This window comes from Sphingorhabdus sp., from assembly GCF_046154385.1.
Classification (GTDB): Bacteria; Pseudomonadota; Alphaproteobacteria; order Sphingomonadales; family Sphingomonadaceae; genus Sphingorhabdus_B.
The window spans coordinates 1-25,926 of sequence record NZ_JBJXFW010000060.1; the positions used below are offsets into that span (position 1 = coordinate 1).

Genomic DNA, 25,926 nt, shown 5'->3' on the forward strand with positions numbered 1-25,926 from the left:
TACCGCGTCGCGGGTCTGCGCGACACGCTGACCTCGGTCATTGAAACCAGCGGCTTGTTGGAACAGCAGCGGCAGGGTGCGATCACGCGGCAATTGGCGGCATGGGCCGCGATTCTGGCGGTGCCGACCGCGATTGCAGGCATTTACGGCATGAACTTCGATGTCATGCCCGAATTGCGCTGGAAATACGGATATTTTGTCGTTGTCGGGGCGATGGTGACAGTCTGTCTGTCGCTCTATATCCGGTTCAAGCGGGCTGGCTGGCTGTAACCTTACGCAGGACCGTGCGGTAATCGGGTTCAATCGTCATCCGGTGATGATAATTTCCTTCGCCCAGCAAGGCATGGGCAAGCGGTAGGCTGTAGCAGGGCACGCCCATGAACAGATGGTGCTCGCTGTGGAAATTCACCCAATAAGGCGCAACGGTGGTGCGCTCAAAAAGCCCTGCATAGGTGGTGCGCGCATGGGAAAAGGGATCCTCGCTGCCTGTCGTGGTGCAGGCATGTTCGGCGATGTTGCGCACGCGCAGGAATAGCTGGAACGTCGTCGCCAGCGCGACCAGCCACAGCGCGAAAGGCAACCAGCCCCAGAACAGCAGCGAGACCGCGAGCAACACCGCCTGAACACCCAAAAAGCGGCCGACGGTGCGGGCGGTTGTCTTGGCGCCGTCGATATTTGCCACCGGCGCATCGATGCCCGACCGGCTTTGCAGGTTGAGCATCCGGCCCGCGCTCGTGTCGCGCTTGGCCGAGGCACCGCCGCTTTCGCTGCGCCACATTGCCTGCAGTCCGCGCCATGCGGCGGCGAACTGCGCCGTGCGCTGCTTGAAAAAGGTCTGGCCCGTCAGGTCGCGGATCGCCTTGCGTTGCAGGCTCGCGCGGCTGGTGGGGAAGGGCGCGGACAGCGACAGGTCGGGGTCCTCCGGTTGCTGCGTGAACTTGTGGTGCGTCAGATGATAGGCGCGATAGGCGTGAAGGTCGCTGCCGGTCGCAGCGCCGGTGAGCCATTGGCCCAGAAAATTGTTCATCTTGCGGTCGGGATGGAGCAGGCCGTGCGCGCCTTCGTGCATCAAAATGGCAAGGCCCAATTGACGACCGCCGATAATGAGCACCGCCACCGGTGTTGCGATGAGTCCGGCAATCCAGCTCCACTGCCACGCCGCCGCTGCGCCAAAGGCAGCCAGCGCCACGACCGCCCATGCATGCACAATCAACCACAGCCCGCGCCAGGGCGAGACCGCCGTGATGCGCATCCATTTTTCCGCCCCGAATATCTGGCGGGGGTTTGCGGCCTTTACCGCGGGCATGGGAACTCTCTTATCCTCATGTCGGCGATGATAGCGTAAAAAAGGGAGAGCTCCAAATCCGCTACGTTATCGCGCTCGCGGCAAAGGCAGCCATTTCGCTTTGTGCGTCCCGCGATTCGCGGAAGGTGAAGATCGGCCAAACATGCAGCATAGCCGAAAGTTCGCGATAGACAGCAGCCGGATGTCGGGATTTCAACGCGCGGGCGTCAGTGACCAATATGTCATCGCCGCCGCCAAAAGCCAGAACCGGAGGGAAACCTTCCCAATTGCCGAAGATCGGGCTGCACCTGGGATCGGTGAGTGGCAGGTTTCCGGCATAAATGCGTCCGGCGTCTGTAATACCACTGATGGTCAGGATGCCATCGCGCCGCTCGATCTTTGCCTGATCGGGGTGCGCGGGGTCAAGGTTGAGCCAAGGGCAGATCAGGATCAGCGCAACAGCATTTGCATCTCCGGCGTCGCGCGCCAATTGTGCAACGGCGGCGGTCAATCCCCCGCCAGCGGAATCGCCTGCCATGATAAAGGGCGTTCCGTTCTTGTCAGCGGTGTATTGGCGATAAAATTCCATCGCCCATGCCGTGACCGCCTCAGCGTTGCTTTCCGGCGCCAGCGGATACAGCGGCGCGGTCACAGACCAGCCGTGCACCTTTGCCATATGCGCCAAAAATGCCCAATGCACATCTGCCGCCGGATAGACATAACCACCGCCATGCCAATATAGGATATGGGCGGACGGTTCACGGTCTTTGGGGGCAAGGGTCCAAATGGGACGTCCGCCAAACTCGGTTTGCGTGACATCCAAACTGCCGCGCGCCTTGGCGTTGGGTTCGGGCAAGGGCTGGGCGCGCGATTTTGCGATATTGACCTGAAATTGCGGCCCGCCTGTAAACAACTTGCAGTATATGCCCGTTGTGCGCAGCACAAAGCCGGTCAGGCCGGCGATTAAACTTGGCATTTTTCTCTCCCTATTTCCCGCTGGTTGCGGGTGCCGCCGTTTGTGCAGCGGCCAGTTGTGCTTCGTATTTTTCTTTGATTTCCGCCAGAAGGGGGATGGCGGGATTGTCCTCGCTGCGGTTGTGCGGATCATTGGCAAGGGGCATGAGAGTGCGGTAAGCCGTGCCAAAATTTTCGTCGTCCATCAATTGCTGCACCACCTGCCAGCGGACGGCCTGGTCATAGGGGGCAAGCTGCAATGCCCGTTCCAGTCCATGGGCGGCGATTTCGCTAATGTCCTTGCCCGACATTTGCAAACTGCGGTAATAATAGATGAGCGGGATGGGGTGGTCGGTTTCGATCTTGTTCAGCGCGGTGATGGCGCGGGTCAATTTTTTCCAAACAGCCTCGGCATTTTCGGCTTTCTCCGCAATGCGGGACAACGCATAGATTTTCTGCACATGGGCGTTGACCAGTGTCGGCGCGGCAAGCAGGGCCTTGTCGGCGACTGCAAGAGCTTCGGTAAAATTCCCCGCATCATGCTCCGCCTCTGCCAAGGCGGCAAGCACGGCCGGATCATCGGGATATTTCGCGGCAACCGCCTGCGCCTTGGGCAGTAGGATTTTTGAGGATTCTTCATCCACACCGCGCTTGGATTCCAGGATGATCGGCATCATCGCGCTTTCGGCTTCGTTCAGCTTTCGGATCGTGATCGGACCGACCGTCAGCTTGTCAGCAGCAATGGGCAGATATCGCATCTTGCCCTTGCTCAGATAGGATTTCAGTTCCTTGTCGAGCATTTTTAGGTCGCCAAAAGCGGCCTGCGCCGCATCCCGCTCGGTCGCGCCATTGGCGAGAGCGACGCGGTATTTGGTCAACTGTCCCGGACGGGTCCCCGCCATTTGCAGATAATGATAAAGCAGCCAGCTTCGTCCGTAAAATTCGTCATAGCCCTTGCCCTTGTGGGCTTGATACGTTTCGGAATCGAGCAATGCATCTATCGGAACATCTACAGCGTAGTTCAGCTCCGCTGCGCGGTGGTTTGCAGGCATGCCGATGCCCATGCCGCCATCTTTTTCAAAGCGGACGGTCGAGAAAAATTCGGCGAAGCCCTCGCTATACCAGCGCGGGGTGGCCCATTCGCTGACGCCGTGCATCACATGATGGGCATATTCATGGAACAGGACTTGTTCGCTTTGGGTAATGTTCAAGCCATCGCTCTCGACACGCGAAGCAAAGGCCACCGACCCACCCGCGCGTGCCTGGTAAAAACCTTGCAGAAAGCCGCTCTTGTCGCCTGCCAGTTTTTGGATTTGTCCGGCGTTGCGGACAATGTAGATGGTGACACGGTTGGAAGGGCTCGGCTTTTCAGCCGCCCGATTCAAAATCCCCAAAAGACCGCTGTGGTAACGTTCGAGGCGCTCGGTAAATTCGCGGACATCCTTTTCCTTCTGGTCCGCGATGACAAGGAAATGATCGCTGCTGGCTTCATTCCATTCGGCCCGGGTAGTGGCGGGTAGCACGAACGCGCAAAGGCAGACTAAACCAACCGCAATCCGACTCTTCATAAGGCCCCCATCACCTTTGCTGTGATGGGGGAGCTTATGGCCTTTATTTCGATGCCGCAATCCAGTCGTCAATTTTCTTTTCGAGAACCGCCAAAGGCAACGCGCCGGTGTTCAGGACTTGGTTATGAAACTCCCTTACATCGAATGTCTTGCCAAGTTCCTTTTGGGCTTTTGCCTTCAACCGTTGAATGGTCAGCGCGCCGATTTTGTAGGCCAGCGCCTGTGAAGGAATGGCGATGTAACGCTCGACCTCTGCCGTGGCATCGGTTTTGCCCATGTCGCTGTTGGCGAGCATATAGTCGATCGCCTGTTCGCGGGTCCAACCCTTGCTGTGCAGGCCGGTGTCGACCACCAGCCGCATGGCGCGCAACATTTCGTCCGACAAAGTGCCGAACCGCTGATAGGGATCCTTGAACAGGCCCATGTCATAGCCCAGCGTTTCGGAATAGAGCGCCCAGCCTTCGACATAAGCGGTGTTGCCGCCAAAGCGCATGAAGGCAGGAAGTGTCTCATTTTCCTGCGCGATGCTGATCTGGAAATGGTGGCCCGGCGCGCCTTCGTGCAGGTACAGCGTCGTCATGCCCGGCGTGGTGCGGCTGGGCAAGTCATAGGCGTTGAAATAGAATGTGCCGGGACGCGAACCGTCGGGCGTACCATTTTGATAGCTGCCGCCCGCTTCATATTTTTCGCGGAACTCTTCATAGGGCTTGATTTCAAGCGGGGCCTTGGGGAGATATTTGAACTGCGCGGAAATCAGGCCATCAACCTTTTTGCCGATGTCATAATAGCCCTGGGTTAGCGCCTCACGGCTGGCGGGCTTGAATTTCGGGTCGGAACGCAGATGTTCAAAAAATTCGGGCAGTGTGCCCTTGAACCCGACCTCTGCCTTGATTTTTTCCATGCCGGTTTTGATCCGCGTCACTTCGGACAGGCCGAGATTGTGGATTTCGTCGGCTTTCAACGGCAACGTTGTCGTCTGCTCTATCTGATATTGATAGAGAATGTCCCCGCCCTTCATCGCCGACAGGCCAACCTGTTCACGGGCAAGGGGCAAATAACTGTCGCGCAGGAAATCGCGCATGCGGGCGTTGACGGGGTAGAGACCTTTTTCGATAACGTCCCGATATTCGGCGGTCAGGCGTGCCTTGTCGGCGTCGCTAAAGCCTTCGGGGAATTTCTTCACCGGGCCGAAATAGGGCGACTCTTCGGTCGATTGTGCCAATTGGGTGTTGAACTGATCGATGACGTTGGTGATTGTTAATCTGGTTTCGAACACGCCGGTCGCCATGCCTTGCCGGAACCGGTCAATCGACCGGTCCATAAGGATGATAAATTCCTTATGGCGTTTCAGATTATTGTCGTAATCCTCCACCGTCTTGAACGGTGCCGCGCCCTGACCGCTGGCAAAGGTCGGGTAAAAAGTATGGAATCCGGAAAAATGATTCAGTGGGCGCACCACGGTCAGGTCCATGATTTCCTTGGACAGACCCTTGAGCGCGTCGATCTGGCCCTGCTTGAACACATCATAGGCAATCTTGTCGGTCGGGTTCAGCTTTTCGCGGTCAATCGCTTTCAGATTTTCCAGATTGGCCTCTGCAGCCTTTCGTTCATTGGCGAAATATTCGTCGCTGATGAAATCGCCAAAACGGTCAGCATAGCGCATGTCACCGCGAAACAGCGCATTCAATGGATTGCGTTTCAGGCTAGCTTCGTCATCGGCGGCGAACAGGGCGGCAAGGCGTTGCCCTTCGGTTTGCACGGCTTCGGTCGCAGGGACGGTCTGCGCGCCCGCTGCTGTAGCCATGGATGCTGATAATGCCGCACCGGCAAATAATATGAGTTTGAAGGACTTCACGAACATATCTCCATAAATCATCACGCTAGATAACGCAGCGCATCGTGGTGCCACTCTTTAACCAACGTGGATAAGCTGCAACAGCTATTCGACAGACGGCATTCACGCACGCTATTTCGGCGTGTTGATTTCCAGCCAGTTGTTTTGACGATACCATTTGGTGATAACGTGCTTCACGCCCTTGATAACGGGCGTTCCGGTGTGCAGCGTTTTATAGTTCAGCGTGCCGTCGGGCTTCACATTGTTCCACATCAGCATCATGCCCGCCTGCGGGCGCACCCCCAAACCCAGATGTGGAAATTCGGTGGCTCCGCCTTCTTCGGGTTCGTTCAGGAAAATCATCGCGGTCCAACTGCGCTGTCCGCCCGTCGGGCCTTCCTGTTCCCAATAGCTCTGGCTGGGGTGGAAGAAATCATGATGCGCCTTGAATTCCTGACCGACTTGATAACGTTGGCCTTGCATGGTTTCGGCATAATCATTTTCGATGCCCAACACATCGCTCATCCGAGCTTCAACCTTGGCAATGAAGGCGTCCCATCGGTTGAGATGGCAGCTGTAGCTGGTCCGGAACCCAGCCTGTTCTGTACCCTTGTACAGCGTTGATGGCACGGCATCGGCATCGATTTTCTTGATCAGCATCTTGCAATCCGCTTTGCTCAAAAACCCTTGATAGAGATATAATTGCGCCTCTGCGTGCTCAACCTGCTGCACCAAGGGATTGGCATTCAATCTTTTGGTCACATGCACACCGATACGGGCCAGTTTGGCCGGATCGTTATTGGCGTCAAATTCTTTTATAGGGGTGTCATCAAGCATATCGGGTCCGAATCAGGGAACGATGAGACCTCTTACCATGACCCAAGCGGGTTTTTCGAGGGTCCTGATATTATCGAGCGGATTTTCCGAGACCGCAACCAGATCGGCAGAATATCCAACCGCGATTTTGCCGATTTCGTTTTCCAGACCCAGAGTTTTTGCTGCCACGCTGGTCGCGCTCGCCAATGCTTCGGCGGGCGTGAGGCCTGCCTTTACCAACAGCGCAAATTCGCCGCCATTGCTGCCATGTTCAAATACACCCGCATCCGTTCCAAAGGCTACGGTGACGCCCATTGCGTTCGCGCGCGTGACCTGACGTCCGGCGGCTTCCAGCGCTTGCCGGGCTTTGACTTCGACCGTGGGTGTGTAAATCCCCTTGCCCAACCGCGCACGCACGCCTTCCAACGCCATCAGGGTCGGGACCAGCACCGTACCCTTGGCCTTCATGACCTTGAGCGCGGCCTCATCGGCAAAGGTGCCATGGTCGATTGTATCGATCCCCGCTGCTGATGCGGCCTCAATTCCGCGTGCGCCATGGGCATGGGCCATGACTTTCAGCCCCAGTGAATGCGCGGTGTCGGCGATGGATTTCATCTCCGTATCGGTAAAATGCGCCTCAAGTCCGCGGCCCTGCTGCGACAGGACGCCGCCCGTTGCGGTAATCTTGATAACATCGGCACCCAGACGCGAGGCCTTGCGCACCTTTTCCGCGCATTCGACAGGGCCTGTGCAGGTGTAGCCGGTGTCGAGTGCGGCCAGTACATCTTTACGAAAGCCGGTGACATCGCCATGCCCGCCGACAATCGACAGCGCGGGTCCAGCTGCCACAATACGGGGCCCCACAATCTTGCCTTCCGCCGTGCCGCGGCGCAGGACAAAGGCGGTGTTCTGGGCCGAGCCTGCTTCACGCACGGTGGTGAAACCGGCCTTGACCGTTAACGCGGCATTTTTAACACCCATCACCACCCCCCATTCGTCAGGGTCAACGGCTTCGTCGCGGAAGTCACCACCGGGGTCACCGGTCAGGTGGACATGCAGGTCGATGAAACCCGGCACGACCGTTTTGCCGGAAAGGTCGATCACAGAATCCGCCTGAAACGGGTTGCCGGTCCCTTGTACAATGTCCTTGATCCGCCCATTTTCGACCAGAATGACAGCCGGACCGGTAGGGCCATTGGCCGCGTCGGGGATCAGGTTCCCCACCACGATGGCCTGCGTATCGGCCAAGGCCGGTGTTGCGGCGGCAAGGCTGATGCTGGCAAGCAGGACATTGCGGATCATGATTATCTCCTTGATGTAAGGTCAGGAGTTTGATCAGCTTGACGCGATGTTACAAGCAAAAAAAGACCCGGGCGGTCGGGACGCCCGGGTCGGTGTTGATATGACCTAATGCTTACCAGAAAAAATCATGAATGGCATCGACGACACGCCCGCTTCGCAAGTCGATCAGCAATACGTCGTCATAATAGCGGACCCAGCGATAGGGGCCATAGGCCGGTGGCAGGCGGTAATAGGACGGGTCGCTGATCCAGTAGCGCGAGCCATAATATCCCGAACCGATATTGATCCCTATACCGAACCGGCGATAGCTGTGCCCCCGATAAGGAGAATAATAACGGCCGGGGTTATAATGGTTGCGATAACGGTCGCGATGCCCTCGCCAATTATAGCGGTTGTCATTTCTCCAAGCCTGTTTCCATTTGTAATTCTGGCCATGATTCCAGCGGTCGCCGCGATCATCGTCATCATTATTCCAGTGCCGGTTGTTGCCCCCGCCGCCATTATGCCGTTCCCCGCCGCGATATCGGCGATTATCGTCACTGCGCTCACGCGAGCGTTCCTGCGACCAGTTGCGGACCTGTCCCTGATTTGACGGCTCCCGATTGCGTTGGACAGATTCGTCCCGTCCGCGATCATCGTCACCACGCACCCTTTCACGCTCTTGCGACCAATTACGGACCTGAACCAGATTTGGCTGGTCTTGGTTGCGCTGGCCCGCTTCCTCGCGTTTGCGATTATCGTCCCTGTCACTGCGGATCCGGACACTGCGCCGACCTTCGCGTTCGTCGCCATCGCCGCGCTTGAAATTTGCACTGTCGTCAAAGTGTGAAGACACCGGCCCCATCTGCGTTGCGGCCTGCGAAACGGCGGGCGTCATCAAGGACGTGGCGGCCAAAGTGGCCAAAATAATCTTCTTCATGGTCTTTCCCCGATGCCAGTGCACGATGCCCCGACATAAGATGTTGAATGGCCGAGTCGTTCTGAAGCGGAGCTGAATTACCTGTACATGTTCATGAAAGGAAGTGTTTTGATGAACAAGGTGACCGCAACCACTCACCCCACCTTGTCGAACGGAATATCCAGCACCGGAAATTTCTCCCACCCGGTAAAGTCGAAATGCCACCATTCGTTGGACAGGCCGACAAAGCCCTCGGCCTCCAGATAGCGTTGCAGGCGGGCGCGGTTTTCGATCGCTACGGCACTGGCACCCATATAGTCGCGGTGCGCTTTTTCCGAAAAATCATCGAATTCGGTTGGCATTTCGACCAGTTCACCGGTGGCAAGATCATACAGGCTGAGGTCGACGGCACAGCCACGATTATGTCTCGACCCGCGCTTGGGGTTGGCGACATAGTTTTTCTTCGGGCCAACGGGCGTTGCGTCCCAAAGCTTCTTCGTCACCCGCCATGGGCGATAGGCATCGAAGATGGTGAGGCCAAAGCCCTCGGCCCGGGCGGTGCGGCTGGCGCGGACAACGGCTTGCGCCGCTGGCGCGGTCAGGAAAGCGCGTGCTTCGCTGTACAGGACGTTGCCGGTGAAATTCTTCGTGGTGGCGTAGCGCATGTCGAGGCGGATGGTGGGATCGACCTTGACCAGTTCGACCAGACGGCCCGGATCGGTCGCCGCCAACGATTTCGCCTGCTTTGCCGGAATGAAGGTAACATCCTTGTCCGGCCCCGCAGGGGCGCATCCGGCGAGCGGCACAACAGCCAGCCCCAGCGCCACCTGCCGGCGGGAAAACACTAGCTGGCGTCCTTGGCCAGCCATTCTTCAAGCCATTTGATCGTGTAATTGCCGTTCTGGAAATCGGGATCTTCCAAAAGCTTCTGGTGCAAAGGAATGGTTGTCTTCATTCCTTCGATCACAAATTCACCCAACGCACGCCGCAACCGCATCAGGCAGCCTTCGCGCGTCTGGCCATATACGATCAGCTTGGCGATCATGCTGTCATAATAAGGTGGCACCTTATAGCCGTGGTAAAGCCCGCTATCGACGCGGACATAGAGACCGCCCGGCGGGTGGTACCAGCTGACCGTGCCGGGTGAGGGCATGAAGGTCACGGGGTCTTCGGCGTTGATGCGGCATTCGACCGCATGGCCGGTGAAGGTCACCTCATCCTGCGTGAACGATAGCGGCTTGCCCTCCGCCACGCGGATCTGTTCGCGGACGAGGTCGAGGCCGGTGATCATTTCCGTCACCGGATGTTCCACCTGCAAACGGGTGTTCATTTCGATGAAGAAAAATTCGCCATTTTCCCAGAGAAACTCGATGGTGCCTGCACCGCGATAGCCCATGTCCGCCATGGCCTTGGCGCAGATATTGCCCATACGGTCACGCTCGGCTGTCGACAGCACGGGCGAGGGAGCCTCTTCCAACACCTTCTGATGGCGGCGCTGCAACGAACAGTCGCGTTCGCCCAGGTGCACGGCGTTGCCGTTGCCATCGCCGAAAATCTGGAATTCGATATGGCGCGGGTTGCCGAGATATTTTTCGAGATACACGGTGGCATCGCCAAAGGCCGCTTTCGCCTCGGACCCTGCTTGTTGCATCTGGGTCTCGAGCTCTTCCTCGTTGTTGACCACTTTCATGCCGCGACCGCCGCCGCCGGATGCGGCCTTGATGATCACCGGATAGCCGATGTCACGCGCAATCGCTTTGGCTTCGGCCACATCCTCGATCGCGCCGTCGCTGCCGGGAACAAGCGGCAGGCCAAGCGCACCTGCGGACCGCTTCGCCTCGACCTTGTCGCCCATGGTGCGGATATGCTCGGGCTTCGGGCCGATCCATTTGATGTCGTGGCTTTCGACGATTTCGGCGAACTGCGCATTTTCCGACAAAAAGCCGTAGCCGGGGTGGATCGCGTCCGCATGGCTGATTTCCGCCGCCGAAATAATCGCCGGAATGTTCAGATAGCTGTCGGTGGCCGAAGGCGGTCCGATACAGATGGCTTCATCGGCAAGGCGCACGTGCATCGCCTCGGCATCCGCCGTCGAATGGACCGCGACCGTTTTAATTCCCATTTCATGCGCGGCACGATGGATGCGAAGCGCAATCTCGCCACGGTTGGCGATCAGGATTTTCTCAATGCCCATATTTACGCGATAACCATAAGCGGCTGGTCAAATTCGACGGGCTGTCCGCTTTCGACGTAAATCTCGGTCACAGTGCCGCTGTTCGGCGCAACGATGGGGTTCATGACCTTCATCGCTTCGATAATCATGACGGTGTCGCCGGCTTTTACTTGTTGACCGACGCTCGCAAAAGGTGCGGCATCGGGTTCGGGTGTCAGATAGGCCGTTCCGACCATCGGCGATTTGAGCGCATTGGCTGATATGGCGGGTGCAGCTTCGGCAACAGCGACCGGTGCTGCTGGTGCCGTAGCGATTGGCGCAGCCGCAACAGGCGCAGCAACGGCGGTCATCGTCCGCGAAACACGGATCTTGCGATCCCCGTCCTCGACCTCGATTTCGCTCAGGCCTGTGTCGTTCAGCATTTCCGCCAATTCACGGACCAGATCGGTATCCACCTGCATTCCGCCACCATTGCCTGATTTTGCCGCCATTTTATACTCCTTGCGCCCCGAATTTTGATTTGCAGCGCCTAATGTCAAACTTGTAACGCTACGTCCAGCGCGAGTTGATAGGACTTTGCGCCATGTCCTGCAAACACCGCCTTCGCGCCCATCCCCACATAGCTTAAATGCCGGAACTCTTCACGGGCATGAGGGTCGGACAAATGGACCTCGAAAACTGGCACTTTGATCGCCTTAATTGCATCGAGCAAGGCAATCGACGTGTGCGTATATCCCGCCGCATTCAGCAGCACTGCCTTCGCGCCTTCGGCCTGCGCCTCGTGCAGCCAGTCGATCAAATGCCCTTCATGGTTGGATTGCCGGAAATCAATCTCCGCCCCGGCTTCGCGCGCCTGGTCATCGAGCATCGCGGCAATATCGTCGAGCGTGTCATGGCCGTAAATCTCCGGCTCGCGGGTGCCCAGCAGGTTCAGATTGGGGCCGTTCAATACAAAAATAAGGTCGGTCAAAACTGGAGCTTTCTTTCAAAAATCATAGGTCAGCCCGATACGCGTTACCGTATCGGTATCTTCCGTGCCCGATAACGGCCGGTCCTGATAGCGCAAGTCATAGGAAATCTGGGATGAAATCCGGCCAGTCAGCTTTGCTTGCAGACCGGTGATGGCGCGCACTGTGTTGCTGTCCTCTTCCGCCACCAATTCCATATTGTGCGACAGGCGCACCTTGTCGTTTATCTGCCAACTGCTCGTCAGGGCACCGCGTCCAGCCAAATTTGACCTTTCGATGCCGGATCGCGTCCATTCCTGACGGAAAGCCGGACCAGCCTCCAACGAAATGGCCACATTCGGTTCGCGCACAATACGCCAGCCCAGTCCCAGGCTTGATGTCGCCCGATGGTCGAGCCCGGCCAGCACGTCGCGTTCATATTCGACGATGCCCAACGCATAATTCCGCTCGCCAATCGTCCAGTCGCTTTGATATGCAGCGTTCAGATATTCCCGCGATGTGCGGCCTTCGCTTTCCTGATAATCACCCCGCAGACGTATCTGATGTGACCAGGATGCGCTGGTGCGTTTGATGACGGCGCCGACGGTTATCCCGAAACTGTCGGTATTTCCGCTCGTGTGAAATCCGCCCAGATCGCCCCGGCCCGACCATTTTATTGGTGGCGGGGAAGGCGGGGGCGAAGGTGCGGGTGGCAGGGTTGGCGCAGGCGGCGGAGGAACAGCAGCAACGGGCGCGGGTTCGCTTTTGCGGCTTTTGTTTTCAATCGCCAAAACCAGTTTATCGATTTCCACGCTTTCGGCAGGATAGGTCAGTCGCGCAAATTTGACGATAGCCGCAAGTTCGGCAGGATTACCCTCGCGCGCGGCGGTTTCCATCATGTGCCGGACGGCATCCGGAATTTCCGCATATACCGGCGTTGCAATTGCCGCCCCGAAAATTGCGGTCGACAGAAAGAAATAAATTCGCGCCATCAAGAGCCTTTTTGGCAAGCCGGGTTGCTATTGCAATTGCTCTCTTCCTATATGGGACAAATCTGAAAAAGCGAGATGTAATGACCCTTTCTGCGATGACCGACAGCATTTCCATCACCCTGAACGGCGACCCGCGCAGCATCGCGGCGGGGAGCAGCGTTGCGGATCTTGTGCGTGAAATCGGGTTGGATCCTGCCAAGGTTGCGGTCGAAAGAAATCTCGAAATCGTGCCGCGCTCTGCGCTTTCCGGCGTCGCCATATTGAATGGTGATGTTCTGGAAATCGTGCATTTCGTCGGCGGCGGACAGGGTGACAGTTGGACCGTTGCGGGCCGGACGTTTACGTCACGGCTGATTGTCGGTACGGGCAAATATAAGGACTTTGAACAAAATGCCGCTGCGCTGGTGGCGTCGGGGGCCGAAATCATCACCGTTGCCGTGCGCCGGGTCAATGTCTCCGACCCCAAGGCACCGATGCTGACCGATTATATCGATCCCAAAAAATACACCTATCTTCCCAACACCGCCGGATGCTTCACCGCCGACGATGCAATCCGCACCCTGCGGCTGGCGCGGGAGGCGGGCGGCTGGGATCTGGTGAAGCTGGAGGTATTGGGGGAGGCAAAGACGCTCTATCCCGATATGCGCGAAACATTGAAGGCGACCGAAGTGCTGGCCAAGGAAGGCTTCCTGCCCATGGTCTATTGCGTCGATGATCCCATCGCCGCGAAGCAGTTGGAAGAGGCAGGCGCGGTGGCGATCATGCCCTTGGGTGCGCCCATTGGTTCGGGTCTGGGTATCCAGAACCGCGTGACGATCCGCCTGATTGTCGAAGGTGCGTCGGTTCCCGTGCTGGTGGATGCAGGGGTTGGCACTGCTTCGGATGCGGCCGTTGCCATGGAATTGGGCTGCGATGGCGTGTTGATGAACACCGCGATTGCCGAGGCGAAAGATCCGATAGCAATGGCGACCGCGATGAAGCTGGCGGTCGAATCGGGGCGTATGGCCTACCGCGCGGGCCGGATGGGCCGCCGGATGTACGCCGATCCGTCCAGTCCGCTTGCGGGCCTTATCTGAAAAGATGACGTTGGCCATCCGGCGAATGTAATAAAATTGCCAAATTTGTCGTTGGTCGAACAACTTTGTATGTTCACCGCGACGTTCGTCGAACCATCGATTGTCTTTGCGCTTAATCGAAAGTGTAATGCCAGGGCAACACAGTCAGCCTAGAAAAGTGACTGCAGGCCGGGCACGCAAAAATTGCTCCCCAGCTACAGATGTTGGTCCGCCTGCACCCCTCTCCCACCGGTTGACGGCAAAATGCCGCAACCGGTTAAAATAAAGGAAGTTCAAAATGGCTACCCCCAAGCTATTTTCATTGGCCTGTGTCGCCGCATCATTCGTGGCAATTTCAGCACCGGCTATGGCCGAAACAAGCACTGTCGAGGTGAAATATTCAGACCTCGACCTTTCCACCGCAAAAGGTCAGGATCGGCTCAAGACACGCGTGAAGCAGGCGGTCAAGCAGGTTTGCGTAAGTCCGCGAGCGATAACAATAAGCGATCGCCTCGACCAGATGCAGTGCGAAAAAACCGCCATGACCAAGGCGATGCCAAAGGCGGAGCGCCAAATCGCGTCTTATATGGCCAATCGCCGCGTCGCTTTGGGCCAATAAATAAACAGCTGGTCCCGGCCGATACGAGGTCGGGGCCAGTTATTTACCGGCCAACCGTTTGACATCGGCCAGGTATTTCCGGCCAATCCGCATCGACAGCTCATCCCCCAAAAGTGCGTGCCACACACCGCCGCCTTCGTGGCGCAATCCGGTAATAAGGTCGCGCCGGACGATGTGGCTGCGGTGGATGCGCTGGAACTGATCGGGGTCGAGCCGCTGTTCCAGCGCGGATATGGTTTGATGCAGCAAATAGCTGCGACCGGCGGTGTAGAGCCGCATATAGTCACGTTCCGCTTCGATCCGCTCTATATCAAGAGCCGCAATGCGGATCAATTCCGCGCGGTGCGATACCCAGAATTCGCTTGCAAAGCCGGATTTCGGTTCGAGGCTCTTGCTCGCGACCAGTTCGGGTTCATTTTCCAAAGTCGCACGGGAAATTGCGCGACCGAGGCGCTCCCCTGAAACGGGTTTCAGAACATAATCGATAACATCAAGATCAAATGCCTCAACCGCAAAATTATCATAAGCGGTGACAAGCACGATCGCGGGCTTTTTGTCCATCAGCCCCAAAGCCCGCGCGGCGTTGATGCCGTCCATTTTGGGCATTCCGATGTCGAGAAACACAAGGTCCGGCGTCAATTGCTGCGCCAACCGCAGCGCGGCGACGCCGTCATTGGCGGTGCCGACAATTTCGATGACGGGATGTTCGCTGCACAAGATTTCCAGCCGCTCTATTGCCAGCGGTTCATCATCGACGATCATGGTGCGAAGGCGCTTCATGTTTTTACCCTGTGGCTAAGTGGTAAGGTCAGTGTCGCTGTAAATCCGCCTTCCGGAAACGCCCGGGTTTCAAGCTTGGCAGCAGATTTATAGCGTGCTTCCAAACGATCACGAACATTGGCAAGGCCGATGCCGTTGCCGCCCACATGCGATGTGTCCATCGCTTCGCCATCATCGGCAATCTTGATTTCGATATCATCGCCTTTCAGCTTTGCGCTTATCGTTATCGTAACCGGACGGTTGGTGCGCGACACGCCATATTTAATCGCATTTTCAACCAACGGCTGCAGAATCAAGGCGGGCACATGCTGGTTCATCAGGGCGGGAGCGATTTCGAAATTGGTCCGCAGACGCGTCGGGTGCCGAACACTCTCAATTTCCAGATACAGCCTTTGCAGGTCGACTTCCTCTTCCAGCGTCACGTCTTCCAGCGGATCGGACGACAGGCTATTGCGGTAAAAGTTCGACAGATTCTGGATCATCGTCTCGGCCTCTTTCGGTTTGCCGGTGATGACCAGGCTGGACAGTGAGTTGAGCGTGTTGAACAGAAAATGCGGATTGACCTGATAGCGTAAGGAACGAAGCTCCGCATCTTGCGCGGCTTGGGCAAAGCGCGACGTTTTGCGTTCTGCTTCGCGAACTTCGCGCGCGTACCCAATGGCAACATATAGCGACGCCCAAGCAATCAGGAAGAAATAATGCGTAACCGAAATGTCGGCAATTTCCTGCCAGAATGACAGACCAAGCCGGTCTTTCAAATCTTCGACTGTTTTTCCGATGCTTGGGTCTTTGAACAGGCTGACCGGATCATAGAGGTTGAAGATATAGAAATTTGCGGACGCAAGCAGCAATGCGGCCGGAATTGCCGCCAGAAATGCCATGCTGACGCGAAAGCCAAGCGATCGGCGGTCGGCCAGACGCAGCCCCAGATACAAAATCCAGGTGACGAGTATGCCGACCAACGCCACCATCAGGCGGCGCTCGAACAAAACGGTTTGTGCCGGAAAATCAAGCAAGGCCGCGCGCAACGACAGGATCAGGGCGTAAAAGGCCCAAAATCCGATTATGGTCAAAAGCGCCATTTGCTGGCCCACGAGCGCTTTTCGGTGCTGAACAAAATTCATGACTTGTGCATAGCCGATTTTTGCGCCGTTGCACCATCGACCGTGTTTCTTGTCGAAATGCACTATTATTTGGTCGAAACTTTTGGGGCTAGCCGTGCTGTAAACGATTCGTTAACTACATTTCTGCGATGATGGCCGTCTATGGTGACAGGGGATTTGGTGCCATGACACAAAGCAGGAATGACGGGCCCGGTCTTCTTACACTGGCCGAAATAAAAGAATTTGCGGGATTTAGCGCCGCGACCCAGCGGTATGTGCGCCGTTCCCTTGATGTAGCATTCGACCGTAAGGACGCGATTGCCGTGTGGTCACGCGATATGGTTGAGGCGTCGACTATTCAGGCGCAACATAAATTTTACGACAAATTGCCCGAAATCCGTGCGCTCATTCCCGATTCCAGTTCAATCGAGGATGCCGAACCGTTTTTGGTCCCGCTGATTACCGTATCGGCTTTCGACCTTGGTCAAGGTCGCCTTGATGGATTTGCCGCCTATCGTTTCTTGTACGAACGGTTGATTGGTGCCGACGCCCGACCTTGGTTGCCATCGGCCTTTTGTGCCGCCGCGTCGATGCCGCATTTGCAGCCCGAGCGCCGCAAGGCATTGCTCCAGTCGATCAGCGAAGCCGCCGCCACCGCACCGGGATGGTCCAAACGCCAACCCAGTTTTTACCCGGAATGGGTGGAAAAGGTCGAATCAGATAGCAATAGCAGGGCGCGTTAAGCGCAGCCTATCGGGATTGCATTTCGGTAAGTAGCATCTGTGACTTTTTGGGTTTATAGTCGAGGCGGTCCGTCAATATAGCCTTCAAAGGCATAGTCATTGAGAAACTGGCGCCGCCACAAAAAGCTGCGATCCACCCCACTCAGTTCAGCTTCGTCACAAACGCGTTCCCACAATCGGATGATTGTTATAATCTGATTTTCAATCAGTGCCCGGGCATCATGGTCGTTTAAAAGGAAATTTGATGCCGAAAGGCGGCAGCTTTCCAATAGGCTGCGTTTATCATTGCCATTTACAAACATCGCCTGATTAACCTCCCGACCGGTTCGCGGTTGTGGGCATATGTCATAAGCCGGCGTCATCGTCAGATGGGTGCCATCCCAAAATGCAGCATGGTTGCGCGCGTGATCGTCGTTGTTGCCTGTCAGTACGTTGAACACCATTCGTCCGAAGAGTTCGCGCAGCGTTTTTTGCGGATCGGTGAATCGTGCGCGTACTAATTCAGCAAGATCGACATAGCTCGCATAGCGAGCCTCAATTTCATTTAATCCGAACATCGTCAGGGCAGAAACTAATGCGCGCCGCGCCCAGCCATTTCCGTTCCACAGGCGATCAAAGCGGCGGATTAAAAGTATGTCCTTCCCATTGGCATTGGCGAGGTGCACAGGAGCGACGTTCAGTCCAACCTCCATCGCCAGGCGCATGGCAATGAATTCGGCTTTCACTACCGACATGGTGTCGTTAGTCGCCGAGAATTTGGCGATGAACTTGTCCGTTCCATTTTCGATCAAGGCTTTGGGTCGTGCGCCGCCGATCGAGCTGCCATGGAACAGAGCCTTGTCGAGAGAAGGCGGAATTGGTTCGCCACGTTCTACTTTTTCGCTAGCTTCGAGCAAATTTTCCAACGAGGCATTTTCCTGTTCGCGCGGCCGGTAGATGTCCGGCGAAGTTTGGAAATCGAGCGCGCCAATCCGATCTGAGCCCGAATTGAGCATATAGGTCAGCTCGTTGAACTCGACATTGTGCGCCGCTATTCCAACCAGACCTGTCAACCGATTTATAATGACCCGTCGACCCCATGCGTCCGGGGCGCCGTCGCGCAAGCACCCGGCAATTTCAAGCCGTCCTTCTGGCATAATGATACCACGATGAAGTGGTAGTTCCGGCGCATAGATAGGCATAGCTTCATCGCGTTCCAGAAAGGAACGGCCATAGTTGAAAGCGTAACGTTCGCCGTCTCGTTCGATCCGGCCCGCAATTACTGGTTCTAGGGCACCTGGTAACCAGATCCATATGAATGCTTCTGACGGCGATTTCACATCGCCATTCGCCGCCAAGGATTGCTGACGATCAGAAGTCATCGCTCACCTCGATCCGTGAACGGCGGACCGATTGGGGAAGAAGCGCCAGCCTATCGTGAATCCGCGCAATTTCAGAAGCAAGCCGCGAGGGTTCGTCAACAAATAGCGGCACACCCACAAGCACCGCAGCCTCGAACACCAACCCAATTTCTACTTTTGGGTCGCCTTTTTCAATCATTTGCAGCGTGCTGCGGGCTATGCCGATCCTTTCCGACAAATCGGCTTCGGATATTTTAAGTTGTTTGCGCGTTAGGCGAATGAGCCCACCCATCATGATCAGTGCTTCGCGTGTAACGCGGGAATAAGTGCGGGTGCGTGCCTTCATATTGTCCTCATAATTTTATTTGGCGGTTATCAATGGACCTTGGGGCCGTGTTGGTTGCCCCTATCACCGCAGAAACAAAAAATCAACAACATGACTGTTATGGCAGTCATAAAGATATTTCATGTAGTTTATATCGGTCAATATTGGGTAGTGAAAGTCGACTTGCGCCCTATGGATGATCCCCGGCTTATCGACTGTTCACATCAAAAACACCCATCACCGCTTCCGCCAGCGAAAATACCACACTTCATGGCCAAGCCGTCGGGCCTTGGCCTCATAGCGTGTTTCCGGCCAACCGCCGGGACGATTTTGAAAATCGGCCGGCTTTTCGCATAGCCAGTCAAACTGGTCGCGATGCCGTTGCATTACCATCAGCGCGTGGCGCAGATAGACCGGATGGTCGGTGCCAAAGCGGAATTCGCCGCCCGGTTTCAACTTTGCCGCGATCAGATTGACCGGACCGTCATTCATCATGCGGCGCTTTGCGTGGCGCGCCTTGGGCCAAGGGTCGGGGTGCAACAGATAGACGAAGCTCAATGAACCATCAGGCACGCGGCGCAACATGTCGAGCGCGTCGCCCATATGCAGCCGGACATTGCGAAGCGCGCCGTCGCGGATATGGGTGAGCGCCATGGCAACACCGTTCAGGAACGGTTCGCACCCGATAAAGCCATGGTCGGGCAACAGGTCGGCCCGATAGGCCAGATGTTCGCCCCCGCCAAAGCCGATTTCGAAATGCATCGGACGCGCATCGCCGAACAGGCTTTCGCTGGTCAGCACGCCTTCGTCCGGCACCGCAATTTGCGGCAGCAGATTTTCCACCAGATCGGATTGCTCCGACCGCAGTCTCTTGCCCTTGGACCGCCCGTAAAGGCGGTTCAAGGTGGTCGGATCGCCGGGTTTGTGCGCAGTCATGCCGACGCGATTAGCGCCATAACCGTCGAAATCAAGTCAGGCGTTACGCGAGTGCGGCCTTCAGGTCCTCGACGAGATCGGTCCGCTCCCATGGGAAGAAGTCGCCTTCTGCCTTGCGGCCGAAATGGCCATAGGCTGCGGTCTTGCGGTAGATCGGCTTGTTGAGGCCCAAATGGGTACGGATGGCACGCGGTGTGAGGCCGCCCAGTTTCTCGATGCACATGATCGCATTTTCAATTTGATCATCGCCCACGGTGCCGGTGCGGTGCGTGTCGACATAGAGCGACAGCGGCTTCGACACGCCAATGGCGTAGGCAAGCTGGATGGTGCAGCGGGTTGCAAGGCCAGCGGCGACGATATTCTTCGCCAGATATCGGGTGATGTATGCAGCCGAGCGGTCGACCTTTGTGGGGTCCTTACCGCTGAATGCGCCGCCGCCATGGGGCGCTGCGCCGCCATAGGTGTCGACGATGATCTTGCGTCCGGTCAGACCGGCGTCGCCATCGGGGCCGCCAATGACAAAGCTGCCAGTCGGGTTGATGTGATATTCGGTCTCGGTGAGCAGATTGGCGGGCAAAATGTCCGCGATGACGCCTTTCACATAAGCGTGCAGTTCAGCCTCTTTTTCACCCATGTCATATCCGACGGCATGCTGCGTTGACACCACGATTGCGGTCGCCGCACTCGGCTTGCCTTGGCTGTCATAGCGCAGGGTCACCTGACTTTTGGCATCGGGTTCAAGGAAAGGCGCAGCGCCCGAATGACGGTCGGCGGCCATGCGCTGCAGGATCTTGTGGCTGTAATCAAGCGTGGCGGGCATAAGGTCGGGGGTTTCGGTCGAGGCATAGCCGAACATGATACCCTGGTCGCCTGCGCCTTCATCCTTGTTGCCCGACGCGTCGACACCCTGCGCGATATGCGCGGATTGGGGGTGCAGGTTATTTTCAAAGCGCAGCGTCTCCCAATGGAAGCCTTCCTGCTCGTACCCGATTTCCTTGACGGTCCGGCGCACGGTCGCTTCGACCTCTTCCTCAACGCCAGCGGCCCAGTTGCCGTCTTCGTCCATGATGCCCTTGCCGCGGATTTCACCGGCAAGAACGACAAGCTGCGTCGTAGTCAGCGTTTCACACGCGATACGTGCTTCGGGGTCTTTGGATAGGAACAGGTCGACAATGGCGTCAGAAATCTGATCGGCAACTTTGTCGGGATGGCCTTCGGACACGGATTCCGAGGTGAATAGGTAATTGGAGCGCATGGTTTTTCCAGTCTATGGCTGTGTCTGCGTATAAAGAATTCTTTATATCGTTGCGCGCCTTTAGCGAGAAGTCCTGTGACGGGCAAGAGGTAACAACGCGCCTGCGATAAGTAGCAAGGCAAATCCGACGGGAAGGATATTGCCGAAACGGGCAAATAATGTTGGTGCCTTGGCTTCGGGCAAATGCGCGTCGATGCGTCCCGCAGTCCCAAGCGGCAGCCTGTGCACGATCCGGCCATCGGCATCGATGATGGCGCTGATTCCGGTTGGTGTGGCGCGGACCACCGGCACACCTTCCTCGATAGCGCGCAGCCGTGCCTGTGCGAGATGCTGCGGTGGTCCAACGGTCCCGAACCAGGCGTCGTTGGAGGGATTGAAGATGAAATCCGGACGCTTTCCGCTGTCGACGACCTGGCCCGAGAATATGATTTCATAGCAGATCTGTATGCCAACCTTCACGCGCTGATCCCCGACCTTCACGGTCAAGGTCTGCGGTCCGGGTCCCGACCAGAAATCGAGATCACCGGGCACAAGCCGCGCCAGACCCAGCGGACGGAGCAGCCAAGGCGCAGGCAGATATTCGCCATAGGGCACCAGATGCGCCTTGTCATAATGGCCGAGCAGCGTGCCGTTTGAATCCAGCGCGCTGACGCTGTTGCGGGCGGCAACCAACTGGCCCTTTTCAACGACGAGACGATTTGCCCCGGTCACCAGCACATCGCCATCCTGCATCAGGGTCGTCAGCCGCGCGCGTGCGCCCGCCGCGCTGTCGCCCGGCTGGAATTGGTAATAGCGGTAGGGATATCCGTCCTCCAGATAATCCGGCAATGCTGCCTCGGGCCAAAGCACAAGGCGCGGACCCTGGTCGGGCAAGGGGCGGCTGTTCATCGCCAGCTTTGCAAAATTGATCGCTTCATAGCCCGGTTCATATTTGTCCGCCTGCGAGATATCGGGCTGGACGATGGTGAGGCGCGGTCCTTTTTGTAGGCTGGGAGTCGCCGGGATTTGGAGCCCGTAAAGCCAAAGCGCCGCCAACACCGCGCCTCCCGTCAACGTAGGTCGCCATTGCCGATGCCCTGCCAGCAGGATCAGCCCAGACGTCGCCACCACGACCGCCGACAGACCATAGGTCCCCAGCAGGCTTGTCGCCCGTGCCAGTTCAAGTTGCGATTGCCAGATGACTGCCAACGGGTTCCACGCAAAGCCGGTGAATAACCAGCTTCGAAGCCATTCGCTGATCGTCCAGCATCCGGCAAAGGCAAGGATCAGCGGTAGGATTGCGCCGGATGTCGCCAAGCGTTTGACGCGGTTGGTGACCCAATATGCCCCGCCTGCCGCCAATGCCGGATATACCGCGAGATACAGCGCCAGCATGACCACCGCGAAATAACCCAGCCAGATTGGCATCGCCGCCTGAAAGGTAAAAGCGACCGCAATCCAGTTATTACCTACGCTGAAATGCCCCAAACCGAACAGCCAGCCGATCAAAGATGCGCGGCGTGTGTTCGGGGCATTACTTATAAGATGGATCAGCAGAGCAAAACAGGCCAGCGTTACCGGCCATAGACCCCAAGGTTCGAAACCGGCGGCCGATGCAGCCCCTGCAATCAGGGCCGTCCATCGGGGATGCTTTGCAAGGAACGCGATGACTTTGTGCACGGCGCTGTCTTTGCCCACGCATCATGACAAAAGCAACCGTTCACAAAATTATGCTAGTTTCCGCTCCCCGCCCAGCCTAGACACCGGGCTGGTTATGTTTCCGATTGTCTTCATCTTTGCAACAGTTGCACTCTCGCCGCTGACCGAGGCGCATCAGCGTGATATTGGCTGTGTTGCCGAGATCGCTGTGCTTGCTGATGCCCAAAAACGCGGTGTCGAAGGTGGCGCAGATGTGCAACTGTCCGGCAGGCGATGGGCAGGGATTGTCGGTGACCGGATTGTGTTTGAATCCGGCCAGCCTCGCGAATTGGTCGCCTTTGCCATGCAGGAGGCCGCAAAAGCCAGCGTGACCGGCGGCGGACAACGCATAGACCGGCGCGAAAGCTGTTTGGGCCAGATGCAGCGCGAATTGGCCGATGCCGATGCCGTGGGGCAACCGCTGCCCAAACCGGTGAAGGCGCGATGACCTTGCGCCCCTTTCACCTCGCCTTTCCGGTGCATGACCTTGCAGAAGCGCGGCATTTCTATGGCACGATATTGCGGTGTGAAGAGGGGCGCTCGTCCGATCACTGGATTGATTTCAATTGCTACGGGCATCAGATTGTCGCCCATCTCGATCCAGCGAGTGCGCCGGTCAAAGCGCATAATCCAGTCGATGGTCATGCCGTGCCCGTCCCGCATTTCGGCGTCGTCCTGACTATGCCGCAATGGCATGAATTGGCCGAAAAGGTGCAGGCCGCCGAAATAGAATTCGGCATCGCCCCGCACGTCCGGTTCAAGGGCGAGGTGGGCGAACAGGCCACCATGTTCTTTTACGACCCCAGCGGCAACGCGCTGGAATTCAAGGCTTTTGCCGACGATAGCGCCCTGTTTGCGAAATAGTTACTCCGCCGGATTGACCGCCTGAATTGCGATAGATGGTTCGCCGGTAATCGTTTCGGTTTTTTCCACCGCAATCTGGCTTTCGACACTCGGCGCGTCTTCTTCCTCGGCAAAATCGAACGCGGCTTCGGCAAGGTCTTCTGCTGTTGCAGGCGCGGCATTCGCCGGCAAGACTTTGGCCTTGGGCGCTTCTGCTTCGGCGGCGGTTTCGGTGCTTTGGCTTTGGGCGTAAAAATGCGCGCCCATCAAGATCAGGGCGGCCACAGTTATAGTGGCAATAAAGCTGACGATATTACGCGAACTGTTGTCCATGGTCCCACCTTGATATTCAAAGCGGAAAATATAACAGGCGGGCCTTAACGATCTCCTAAACCGGATCGCTTGGCTTTTCGATCCGCGTTACATGTGAACATAGGTCACTTTTTTCGCCGCCGCCACCGGCCAGCATCGTAAAGGCGACAAACCCGCCGACGACCGCCACCAGAAACGCGGCGGTGACCCATGCGAGATATGTGTCGATAAATTTCTTGATCGGCCGTCCGAATTTCCAGAACAGGAAACCGACCAGCATGAACTGGAACGCCCGCGACAAAACGCTGGCCCACAGGAAGGTCCACAGATCCATGTGGATGAACCCGGCGGTCAATGTGAGCAGCTTGAACGGGATCGGCGTTGCGCCCTTTATCAGGATAATCTCCGCCCCAAATTCGCGCAGGTAACAGGCCGCGGCGGGAAAGCTGTCCCACAGCCCCAACAGCTTCAATAACCCGACCCCGACCGTTTCATACGCAAAAAAGCCGATGGCATAGCCAAACAGTCCGCCCAGCACCGACGCCAAAGTGCAGATCATGCCATAACGCAACGCCTTGTCCGGTCGCGCCAGACACATCAGCCCCAGCAACGGATGCGGCGGAATGGGGAAGAAACTCGATTCGATAAAGGAAAACAGGAACAGCCACCGTTCCGCATCGGCGTGCGCCGCCTTTTCCATCATCCAGTCATACAGGCGTTTCAGCATGGTTGCCGCAGGTAACGGGCGCATAGGCCAATGTCGATGCCTGAAAACAGTTGCAAATCGCTACTTAATTGGCACTATGGCGCGCAAGGCCGAATCCGGCCAGCCAATCAGGAGATCAGATTATGAAATTATACGGCGCACCCGTGTCCCCCTTCGTCCGCAAAATCCTCGTCCTCGCCGCTGAAAAGGGGCTGGAGCTTGAACTGATACCGATTGGCCTTGGCGACCAGAACCCCGACTTTCTGGCATGCAGCCCCTTTCGCAAAATGCCTGCCTTTACCGATGGCGATTTTTCGATTTCGGATTCGACCGCGATTGCGACCTATCTCGACACCAAATATGCCGACAAAAACATGATCCCCGCCGACGCCGAAAACCGTGCGCGCGTGATCTGGTTCGACGAATTTGCCGACACCATCCTGGTCTCCGCGGCTGGCGCGATGTTCTTCAACCGCATCGTATCCCCCAAATTTATTGGCAAACCCGGCGATGATGCGGCAGCGGCAAAGGGCGAGGCCGATATGGCCCCCATCTGCGCCTATCTGGAAGATGTGATCGGCACAGGCGGATATCTGGTGGGCGACGCCCTGACACTCGCCGACATTTCGGTCGCCAGCCCCTTTGTCAACGCCGCGCACGCCGGCTACATCCCCGATGCCGCCACCTACCCCAGACTGACGGCGTATCTGGAAAGCCTCCACACCCGCCCAGCCTTCGCCGACTGGATCCGCCGCGAAAAGAAGATGCTCGGCCAAGGCTAAGGCCAAAGTCCCCTCCCGCAAGCGGGAGGGGGGCAAGTGGTCCAAAATCCTCCCCGGCACGGGGAGGAGGACCGCGCCAAAGGCGGGGTGGAGGGGGCTGGCGGTTCAAACACGGCGCCCGACCTTCGCCCTCTCCACTTCAGGGGAGAGGGGCAGCGCCGGTGAAGTCTGCACCCCCTACCGTTAATCCAAACATCACACCTGACCCCTAACGCTGTTTCGCGTCAGGAGACATGGTTATGAAATTTATCGCACTTCATTCACGCGGCGGGAATTATCTGGTGGTGGCGTCGAACGTTGCATGGTTGCGTGCGGCGGAAAACGGGCAGACGCAGATTGGTATCGTCGGCGGGCAACCGTTGCTGGTCGCAGGCAGCATGGACGAAATCGCGGCGCAGTTGATGGCGGACGTGCCGGTGGCGGCTTAGGTCATTAAAGGGCGTGTTGGGGACAGTCCCTGAAGGGACAGTCCCCGTATAACTCAACTCGGGGACTGTCCCTTTAGGGACTGTCCCCAACAGGTAGGCAGTCAATAAAATAACCTAATAGGTAAAAATATATTGACAACGTAACGCTGTTTGGGTACAAATAGGCATCGTCGAAAATTGCGATTCGCAAACGGGCGGAAATCACACAAGGATTGCACATGAATATCTTCGGTTGGAAATCAACCGGGCGCGG

The 25,926-nt window shown here is 57.1% G+C and carries 29 protein-coding genes; 8 read left to right on the plus strand and 21 right to left on the minus strand.

From position 1 onward, the window contains the following. Window positions 1-270: CorA family divalent cation transporter (locus ACKVOS_RS13075; RefSeq protein WP_409212429.1), on the plus strand; the 270-nt coding region annotated here is incomplete at its 5' end. On the opposite strand, the gene ACKVOS_RS13080 is transcribed toward ACKVOS_RS13075, so the two are convergent. From ACKVOS_RS13080 to ACKVOS_RS13135, 12 genes are all read right to left on the minus strand, one after another. Next, a complete protein-coding gene (locus tag ACKVOS_RS13080) occupies window positions 248-1,306 on the minus strand; it encodes a fatty acid desaturase family protein (protein ID WP_409212430.1) in 1,059 nt (352 codons plus the stop codon). The genes ACKVOS_RS13075 and ACKVOS_RS13080 overlap by 23 nt on opposite strands. Window positions 1,307-1,367: 61 nt before the next feature. After that, entirely contained in the window at window positions 1,368-2,261 is an 894-nt protein-coding gene (locus ACKVOS_RS13085) for an alpha/beta hydrolase fold domain-containing protein (protein WP_409212431.1), read from the minus strand. A gap of 10 nt (window positions 2,262-2,271) precedes the next feature. Beyond that, entirely contained in the window at window positions 2,272-3,762 is a 1,491-nt protein-coding gene (locus ACKVOS_RS13090) for a hypothetical protein (protein WP_409212432.1), read from the minus strand. 88 nt (window positions 3,763-3,850) lie between these two features. Beyond that, window positions 3,851-5,668 (minus strand): DUF885 domain-containing protein, encoded by a 1,818-nt coding sequence (locus ACKVOS_RS13095; protein ID WP_409212453.1) that lies wholly within the window; start codon window positions 5,666-5,668, stop codon window positions 3,851-3,853. Between the two features lie 105 nt (window positions 5,669-5,773). Continuing rightward, complete coding sequence (locus ACKVOS_RS13100; RefSeq protein WP_409212433.1) at window positions 5,774-6,478, minus strand: prolyl hydroxylase family protein; 705 nt, start codon at window positions 6,476-6,478, stop codon at window positions 5,774-5,776. 12 nt (window positions 6,479-6,490) lie between these two features. Next, window positions 6,491-7,759 (minus strand): amidohydrolase family protein, encoded by a 1,269-nt coding sequence (locus ACKVOS_RS13105; RefSeq protein ID WP_409212434.1) that lies wholly within the window; start codon window positions 7,757-7,759, stop codon window positions 6,491-6,493. Between the two features lie 112 nt (window positions 7,760-7,871). Then, window positions 7,872-8,678, minus strand: a complete 807-nt coding sequence (locus tag ACKVOS_RS13110) for an RcnB family protein (protein WP_409212435.1) — start codon at window positions 8,676-8,678, stop codon at window positions 7,872-7,874. A gap of 134 nt (window positions 8,679-8,812) precedes the next feature. After that, entirely contained in the window at window positions 8,813-9,502 is a 690-nt protein-coding gene (locus ACKVOS_RS13115; RefSeq protein WP_409212436.1) for a M15 family metallopeptidase, read from the minus strand. Further along, a complete protein-coding gene (accC, locus tag ACKVOS_RS13120; protein WP_158902376.1) occupies window positions 9,502-10,851 on the minus strand; it encodes an acetyl-CoA carboxylase biotin carboxylase subunit in 1,350 nt (449 codons plus the stop codon). The genes ACKVOS_RS13115 and accC overlap by 1 nt, the downstream gene beginning before the upstream one ends. A gap of 2 nt (window positions 10,852-10,853) precedes the next feature. Continuing rightward, window positions 10,854-11,321, minus strand: a complete 468-nt coding sequence (gene accB, locus ACKVOS_RS13125) for an acetyl-CoA carboxylase biotin carboxyl carrier protein (protein WP_409212437.1) — start codon at window positions 11,319-11,321, stop codon at window positions 10,854-10,856. 44 nt (window positions 11,322-11,365) lie between these two features. Beyond that, window positions 11,366-11,800 carry a type II 3-dehydroquinate dehydratase gene (gene aroQ / locus ACKVOS_RS13130; RefSeq protein WP_409212438.1) on the minus strand — a complete coding sequence of 145 codons (435 nt, stop codon included), beginning with the start codon at window positions 11,798-11,800 and terminating at the stop codon, window positions 11,366-11,368. A gap of 15 nt (window positions 11,801-11,815) precedes the next feature. Further along, window positions 11,816-12,769, minus strand: coding sequence for a YdiY family protein (locus ACKVOS_RS13135; RefSeq protein ID WP_409212439.1), 954 nt, complete (start codon window positions 12,767-12,769; stop codon window positions 11,816-11,818). 95 nt (window positions 12,770-12,864) lie between these two features. Here ACKVOS_RS13135 and thiS point away from each other — a divergent pair, with 95 nt between their 5' ends. Continuing rightward, window positions 12,865-13,845, plus strand: a complete 981-nt coding sequence (gene thiS / locus ACKVOS_RS13140) for a sulfur carrier protein ThiS (protein WP_409212454.1) — start codon at window positions 12,865-12,867, stop codon at window positions 13,843-13,845. Between the two features lie 277 nt (window positions 13,846-14,122). Then, on the plus strand, window positions 14,123-14,443 hold the full coding sequence (locus ACKVOS_RS13145; RefSeq protein ID WP_409212440.1) for a UrcA family protein: 321 nt from the start codon (window positions 14,123-14,125) through the stop codon (window positions 14,441-14,443). Window positions 14,444-14,482: 39 nt separating this feature from the next. Here the strand turns inward: ACKVOS_RS13145 and ACKVOS_RS13150 are convergent, their stop codons facing one another. Further along, a complete protein-coding gene (locus tag ACKVOS_RS13150; RefSeq protein WP_409212441.1) occupies window positions 14,483-15,223 on the minus strand; it encodes a LytR/AlgR family response regulator transcription factor in 741 nt (246 codons plus the stop codon). Next, on the minus strand, window positions 15,220-16,305 hold the full coding sequence (locus tag ACKVOS_RS13155; RefSeq protein WP_409212442.1) for a sensor histidine kinase: 1,086 nt from the start codon (window positions 16,303-16,305) through the stop codon (window positions 15,220-15,222). Before ACKVOS_RS13155 ends, ACKVOS_RS13150 begins: the two co-directional genes overlap by 4 nt. Before the next feature lie 173 nt (window positions 16,306-16,478). Here ACKVOS_RS13155 and ACKVOS_RS13160 point away from each other — a divergent pair, with 173 nt between their 5' ends. Then, the gene (locus ACKVOS_RS13160) at window positions 16,479-17,069 is read left to right on the plus strand and encodes a hypothetical protein (protein ID WP_409212455.1); all 591 of its coding nucleotides are present in this window, start codon (window positions 16,479-16,481) and stop codon (window positions 17,067-17,069) included. Window positions 17,070-17,122: 53 nt separating this feature from the next. Here the strand turns inward: ACKVOS_RS13160 and ACKVOS_RS13165 are convergent, their stop codons facing one another. The 5 genes from ACKVOS_RS13165 to lnt all read right to left on the minus strand — a co-directional run bounded on the left by ACKVOS_RS13165 (window position 17,123) and on the right by lnt (window position 22,602). Then, the gene (locus ACKVOS_RS13165; RefSeq protein ID WP_409212443.1) at window positions 17,123-18,430 is read right to left on the minus strand and encodes a type II toxin-antitoxin system HipA family toxin; all 1,308 of its coding nucleotides are present in this window, start codon (window positions 18,428-18,430) and stop codon (window positions 17,123-17,125) included. After that, on the minus strand, window positions 18,420-18,755 hold the full coding sequence (locus ACKVOS_RS13170; protein WP_409212444.1) for a helix-turn-helix transcriptional regulator: 336 nt from the start codon (window positions 18,753-18,755) through the stop codon (window positions 18,420-18,422). Before ACKVOS_RS13170 ends, ACKVOS_RS13165 begins: the two co-directional genes overlap by 11 nt. A 216-nt stretch (window positions 18,756-18,971) precedes the next feature. After that, a complete protein-coding gene (gene trmB / locus ACKVOS_RS13175) occupies window positions 18,972-19,670 on the minus strand; it encodes a tRNA (guanine(46)-N(7))-methyltransferase TrmB (RefSeq protein WP_409212445.1) in 699 nt (232 codons plus the stop codon). Between the two features lie 43 nt (window positions 19,671-19,713). Then, a complete protein-coding gene (gene metK / locus ACKVOS_RS13180; protein WP_409212446.1) occupies window positions 19,714-20,925 on the minus strand; it encodes a methionine adenosyltransferase in 1,212 nt (403 codons plus the stop codon). A 60-nt stretch (window positions 20,926-20,985) separates the two neighbouring features. Continuing rightward, window positions 20,986-22,602 (minus strand): apolipoprotein N-acyltransferase, encoded by a 1,617-nt coding sequence (lnt, locus tag ACKVOS_RS13185; protein WP_409212447.1) that lies wholly within the window; start codon window positions 22,600-22,602, stop codon window positions 20,986-20,988. Window positions 22,603-22,678: 76 nt separating this feature from the next. On the opposite strand from lnt, the gene ACKVOS_RS13190 reads away from it, so the two are divergent. After that, a complete protein-coding gene (locus tag ACKVOS_RS13190) occupies window positions 22,679-23,050 on the plus strand; it encodes a hypothetical protein (RefSeq protein WP_409212448.1) in 372 nt (123 codons plus the stop codon). Beyond that, window positions 23,047-23,466: a VOC family protein gene (locus ACKVOS_RS13195; RefSeq protein ID WP_409212449.1), complete on the plus strand. Its 420-nt coding sequence runs from the start codon at window positions 23,047-23,049 to the stop codon at window positions 23,464-23,466. The genes ACKVOS_RS13190 and ACKVOS_RS13195 overlap by 4 nt, the downstream gene beginning before the upstream one ends. On the opposite strand, the gene ACKVOS_RS13200 is transcribed toward ACKVOS_RS13195, so the two are convergent. Both ACKVOS_RS13200 and ACKVOS_RS13205 read right to left on the minus strand, forming a co-directional pair. Continuing rightward, window positions 23,467-23,778: a hypothetical protein gene (locus ACKVOS_RS13200; protein WP_409212450.1), complete on the minus strand. Its 312-nt coding sequence runs from the start codon at window positions 23,776-23,778 to the stop codon at window positions 23,467-23,469. It lies immediately after the preceding gene. Window positions 23,779-23,833: 55 nt separating this feature from the next. Beyond that, entirely contained in the window at window positions 23,834-24,484 is a 651-nt protein-coding gene (locus tag ACKVOS_RS13205) for a YqaA family protein (RefSeq protein ID WP_409212456.1), read from the minus strand. Between the two features lie 122 nt (window positions 24,485-24,606). Between ACKVOS_RS13205 and ACKVOS_RS13210 the strand changes: the two genes are divergently transcribed. Next, on the plus strand, window positions 24,607-25,245 hold the full coding sequence (locus tag ACKVOS_RS13210; RefSeq protein ID WP_409212451.1) for a glutathione S-transferase family protein: 639 nt from the start codon (window positions 24,607-24,609) through the stop codon (window positions 25,243-25,245). 239 nt (window positions 25,246-25,484) lie between these two features. Then, window positions 25,485-25,673 carry a hypothetical protein gene (locus ACKVOS_RS13215; RefSeq protein ID WP_409212452.1) on the plus strand — a complete coding sequence of 63 codons (189 nt, stop codon included), beginning with the start codon at window positions 25,485-25,487 and terminating at the stop codon, window positions 25,671-25,673. The last annotated feature ends 253 nt before the right edge of the window (window positions 25,674-25,926 follow it).

What these genes read in the sequence shown, in the direction of transcription:
- ACKVOS_RS13135 (WP_409212439.1), bottom strand. Translation starts at nt 12,769, where the DNA reads ATGGCGCGAATTTATTTCTTTCTGTCGACCGCAATTTTCGGGGCGGCA.
- ACKVOS_RS13145 (WP_409212440.1), top strand. Translation starts at nt 14,123, where the DNA reads ATGGCTACCCCCAAGCTATTTTCATTGGCCTGTGTCGCCGCATCATTC.
- metK (WP_409212446.1), bottom strand. Translation starts at nt 20,925, where the DNA reads ATGCGCTCCAATTACCTATTCACCTCGGAATCCGTGTCCGAAGGCCAT.
- ACKVOS_RS13105 (WP_409212434.1), bottom strand. Translation starts at nt 7,759, where the DNA reads ATGATCCGCAATGTCCTGCTTGCCAGCATCAGCCTTGCCGCCGCAACA.
- ACKVOS_RS13110 (WP_409212435.1), bottom strand. Translation starts at nt 8,678, where the DNA reads ATGAAGAAGATTATTTTGGCCACTTTGGCCGCCACGTCCTTGATGACG.
- ACKVOS_RS13205 (WP_409212456.1), bottom strand. Translation starts at nt 24,484, where the DNA reads ATGCTGAAACGCCTGTATGACTGGATGATGGAAAAGGCGGCGCACGCC.
- ACKVOS_RS13215 (WP_409212452.1), top strand. Translation starts at nt 25,485, where the DNA reads ATGAAATTTATCGCACTTCATTCACGCGGCGGGAATTATCTGGTGGTG.
- ACKVOS_RS13100 (WP_409212433.1), bottom strand. Translation starts at nt 6,478, where the DNA reads ATGCTTGATGACACCCCTATAAAAGAATTTGACGCCAATAACGATCCG.
- ACKVOS_RS13150 (WP_409212441.1), bottom strand. Translation starts at nt 15,223, where the DNA reads ATGAAGCGCCTTCGCACCATGATCGTCGATGATGAACCGCTGGCAATA.
- ACKVOS_RS13170 (WP_409212444.1), bottom strand. Translation starts at nt 18,755, where the DNA reads ATGAAGGCACGCACCCGCACTTATTCCCGCGTTACACGCGAAGCACTG.
- accC (WP_158902376.1), bottom strand. Translation starts at nt 10,851, where the DNA reads ATGGGCATTGAGAAAATCCTGATCGCCAACCGTGGCGAGATTGCGCTT.
- ACKVOS_RS13210 (WP_409212451.1), top strand. Translation starts at nt 24,607, where the DNA reads ATGAAATTATACGGCGCACCCGTGTCCCCCTTCGTCCGCAAAATCCTC.
- thiS (WP_409212454.1), top strand. Translation starts at nt 12,865, where the DNA reads ATGACCGACAGCATTTCCATCACCCTGAACGGCGACCCGCGCAGCATC.
- trmB (WP_409212445.1), bottom strand. Translation starts at nt 19,670, where the DNA reads ATGACTGCGCACAAACCCGGCGATCCGACCACCTTGAACCGCCTTTAC.
- ACKVOS_RS13190 (WP_409212448.1), top strand. Translation starts at nt 22,679, where the DNA reads ATGTTTCCGATTGTCTTCATCTTTGCAACAGTTGCACTCTCGCCGCTG.
- ACKVOS_RS13155 (WP_409212442.1), bottom strand. Translation starts at nt 16,305, where the DNA reads ATGGCGCTTTTGACCATAATCGGATTTTGGGCCTTTTACGCCCTGATC.
- ACKVOS_RS13085 (WP_409212431.1), bottom strand. Translation starts at nt 2,261, where the DNA reads ATGCCAAGTTTAATCGCCGGCCTGACCGGCTTTGTGCTGCGCACAACG.
- ACKVOS_RS13095 (WP_409212453.1), bottom strand. Translation starts at nt 5,668, where the DNA reads ATGTTCGTGAAGTCCTTCAAACTCATATTATTTGCCGGTGCGGCATTA.
- ACKVOS_RS13160 (WP_409212455.1), top strand. Translation starts at nt 16,479, where the DNA reads ATGGCCGTCTATGGTGACAGGGGATTTGGTGCCATGACACAAAGCAGG.
- ACKVOS_RS13200 (WP_409212450.1), bottom strand. Translation starts at nt 23,778, where the DNA reads ATGGACAACAGTTCGCGTAATATCGTCAGCTTTATTGCCACTATAACT.
- ACKVOS_RS13080 (WP_409212430.1), bottom strand. Translation starts at nt 1,306, where the DNA reads ATGCCCGCGGTAAAGGCCGCAAACCCCCGCCAGATATTCGGGGCGGAA.
- accB (WP_409212437.1), bottom strand. Translation starts at nt 11,321, where the DNA reads ATGGCGGCAAAATCAGGCAATGGTGGCGGAATGCAGGTGGATACCGAT.
- ACKVOS_RS13195 (WP_409212449.1), top strand. Translation starts at nt 23,047, where the DNA reads ATGACCTTGCGCCCCTTTCACCTCGCCTTTCCGGTGCATGACCTTGCA.
- ACKVOS_RS13165 (WP_409212443.1), bottom strand. Translation starts at nt 18,430, where the DNA reads ATGACTTCTGATCGTCAGCAATCCTTGGCGGCGAATGGCGATGTGAAA.